At 69.2% G+C, this 3,373-nt stretch carries 2 protein-coding genes; both read right to left on the reverse strand.

The features are described 5' to 3' along the window. The coding region (locus tag HUK84_RS13005; protein WP_176640673.1) for an adenylyltransferase/cytidyltransferase family protein at nt 1-238 on the reverse strand (238 nt) is incomplete at its 3' end. After that, on the reverse strand, nt 231-3,047 hold the full coding sequence (gene gyrA, locus HUK84_RS13010) for a DNA gyrase subunit A (protein ID WP_176640674.1): 2,817 nt from the start codon (nt 3,045-3,047) through the stop codon (nt 231-233). The genes HUK84_RS13005 and gyrA, both read right to left, overlap by 8 nt. Between the last annotated feature and the right edge of the window lie 326 nt (nt 3,048-3,373).

A 3,373-nucleotide genomic window follows, 5' to 3' on the forward strand; every position in this document is an offset into this window, starting at 1 on the left:
CGAAGCCCACCACGCCGATCGCGATCCCGGCGCGGCGAGCGACCGGCGCGGTTTCGGCCTGCAGGCAGGCGATGCGCTCGTCGACCGGCATCAGCGGCTGCTTGCCGGCATTTTCGCCCACGCCGACGATCAGCCGGTCCACCAGCCGCGCCGCACGTTCGATGATGTCCAGGTGGCCGTTGGTCACCGGGTCGAACGTGCCGGGATAGAATCCCGTGCGCGGCGCGGCGTCAGGCATCGGGTGCCTCCGCCGCGCCCTGGCCATCCTGGACGCCGTCCTGGAGCCCGTCCTCGGCAGCGTCATCCTCGCCTCCATCCTCGCCGTCATCCATGACGGGGAAGACGCTGGTGACGCGCTCGGTGGTGTCGAGGCGGAACAGGGTCACGCCGCCGGCCTGGCGCGACATGACGCGGATCTGGCCGACCGGCAGGCGGATCAGGCGGCCCGCGTCGGTCACCAGCATGACGTCGGTGCCGTTGATCACCGGCAGCGTCGCCACGACTTCGGTGCCGCGCCGGCTGCTGCTGAAGGTCATGTTGGCGATGCCCAGCCCGCCGCGCCCGCTGACCCGGTAGTCGTAGGCCGAGGAACGGCGCCCGAAGCCCGCGTTGCTGACGGTCAGCAGGATTTCCTCGGCCAGTTCCAGTTCGGCGAATCGCTCGGGCGTGATGACCGAATCGGCGGGGGCCGATTCCTCGTCGGACGCATCGGGCGGGACGTCCTCGGCCTCGTCGCCCGCGGCGGCGTTTTCGGCCCGGCGGCGGGCATTGGCCATGCGCAGGAAGGCCGAGCGTTCCTCGACCGTCGCCTCGACATGGTTGAGGACGCACAGGCTGTTCACCTCATCCCCCTCGGCCAGGCGGATGCCGCGCACGCCGGAACTGTCGCGCCCGGCGAAGACGCGCAGCGTGTCGTCGGTGATCTGGAAGCGGATGCAGCGGGCGTTGCGCGTGGCCAGGAACACGTCCTGTCCTTCGCGGCAGGTGGCGACGCCGATCAGGCGGTCGCCTTCGTCCAGCTTCATCGCGATCAGGCCGGAGGCGCGGATATTGCGGAAATCGCTGAGCCGGTTGCGGCGGACATTGCCCGACGCGGTGGCGAAGACCAGGTGCAGGTTTTCCCACAGCGTCTCGTCCTGCGGCAGGGGCAGGACGGCGGTGATCGAATCGCCGCCCAGGTCGGGCAGCAGGTTGACCAGCGCGCGGCCCTTGGCGGTGGGGCTGGCCTCGGGCAGGCGCCAGACCTTCTCGCGATACGCTTTGCCGCCGGACGAGAAGAACAGCACCCATTGATGGGTGTGGGCGTTGAACGAGCGCACCACGATGTCGTCGCCGCGCCGCCCGGCGGCGGTACGGCCGCGCCCGCCGCGATTCTGGGCGCGGAAGATGTCGAGCGGCGTGCGCTTGATGAAGCCGTCGCGGGTGATGGTCACCACCATCTGGCCGGGCTCGATCAGGCTTTCGTCGGTCTGGTCGCCCGCGTAATCGGCGATCTCGGTCAGGCGCGGCGAGGCAAGCTCGGCACGGATCGCCGCCAGTTCGGCGCACATCACCTCCATGCGCCGGGGACGGCTGGCGATGATTTCGAGCAGTTCGTTGATCCGGACCGCGACCTCGGACAGTTCCTGCTGGATCTTCTCGCGCTCGAGCCCGGTCAGGCGCTGCAGGCGCAGTTCGAGGATGCCGCGGGCCTGGGCCTCGGTCAGGTGGACCTTGCCGTCGGCGATCACGTTGCCCTCGTCCTGGATCAGGTCGAGCAGCGGTGCGACGTCGGCGGCGTCCCACGCGGTGCGCATCAGCGCCTCGCGCGCCGTGGCGGCGTCGGGGGCGGCGCGGATCAGCGCGATCACCGCGTCGATATTGGCCACCGCGATCACGAGGCCGACCAGCAGGTGGCCGCGGTCGCGCGCCTTGTTGAGGTCGAAGCGCGCCCGGCGCAGGATCACGTCCTCGCGGAACGTGATGAAGGCGTGCAGCACGTCCTTCAGCCCCATCAGGCGGGGCTGGCCGTTGTCCAGCGCCAGCATGTTGACGCCGAACGAGGTCTGGAGCTGGGTGAAGCGGTAGAGCTGGTTCAGCACCACTTCGGGCGTCGCGTCGCGCTTGATCTCGATGACGATGCGCATGCCCGACCGGTCGCTTTCGTCGCGGATGTCGGAGATGCCTTCGATCTGCTTGGCGCGCACCAGTTCGGCGATGCGCTCCTGCAGGGTCGATTTGTTGACCTGGTACGGGATTTCGGTGATCACGAGGGCGCGGCGGTCGCGGCGTAGCTCCTCGATTTCGGCGCGGGCGCGGATGATGACCGAGCCGCGCCCGGTCTCGAACGCGCTGCGGATGCCCGCGCGGCCCAGGATGATGCCGCCGGTGGGGAAATCCGGCCCGGGGACGATCTGCATCAGCTCGTCCAGGGTCATGTCCGGGCGGGCGATCAGCGCCAGGGTCGCGTCGATGATCTCGCCCGGATTATGGGTCGGGATGTTGGTCGCCATGCCGACCGCGATCCCGGACGCGCCGTTGACCAGCAGGTTGGGGAAGGCGGCGGGCAGGATCTTCGGCTCCTGCTCGCTTTCGTCGTAGTTCGGCTGGAAATCGACGGTGTCGCGGTCGATGTCGTCCAGCAGGAAGGACGCGGCCCTGGCCAGCCGGGCCTCGGTATAGCGCATGGCCGCCGGGGAATCGCCGTCGACCGAGCCGAAATTGCCCTGACCGTCGATCAGCTTGACGCGCATCGACCAGGACTGCGCCATGCGCACCATGGCGTCGTAGATCGAGGAATCGCCGTGCGGGTGGTATTTACCCATCACGTCGCCGACCGCGCGGGCCGATTTGCGGTAGGGCTTGTCGTGGGTGAAGCCGCTCTCGCGCATCGAATAGAGGATGCGCCGGTGCACGGGCTTCAGCCCGTCGCGCACGTCGGGCAGGGCGCGGCTGACGATGACCGACATCGCATAGGCGAGGTAGGAGGACCGCATCTCCTCCTCGATCGTCACCGGAAGCAGATCGGAAGGCGCCGGCGGCTCCGGCGGATCGGGAATTTCGGTCAATGCAAATCCGTCATGTCAAGGCCCCCGGCCCGTGGGCAAGGAGGGCGGGAACTGGACCCGAGCCTAGCACAGAGTGCGGGTCCCAGAGAAACCACGGTGAAGAAACCACGGTGGAGATGCCGCATGCGCCGTCCCGATGGCCCGTTGGGGCCGGGTAGGCTGTGCCCAAGGGGCGGCTGTGCCAGGGGCCGGGTCGTGCCGGCCCGGAGCGGGATTTAGAATGGGATTTCGTCGTCCAGGTCGCTGCCGCCGCCATGCGGCGCGTCCCAGCCGCCCGTATTGCCGCCCGTATTGCCGCCCGGGCCGCCGGCATTGCCGCCGCGACC

The sequence above is a fragment of the Nguyenibacter vanlangensis genome, assembly GCF_013376155.1.
Lineage (GTDB): Bacteria > Pseudomonadota > Alphaproteobacteria > Acetobacterales > Acetobacteraceae > Gluconacetobacter > Gluconacetobacter vanlangensis.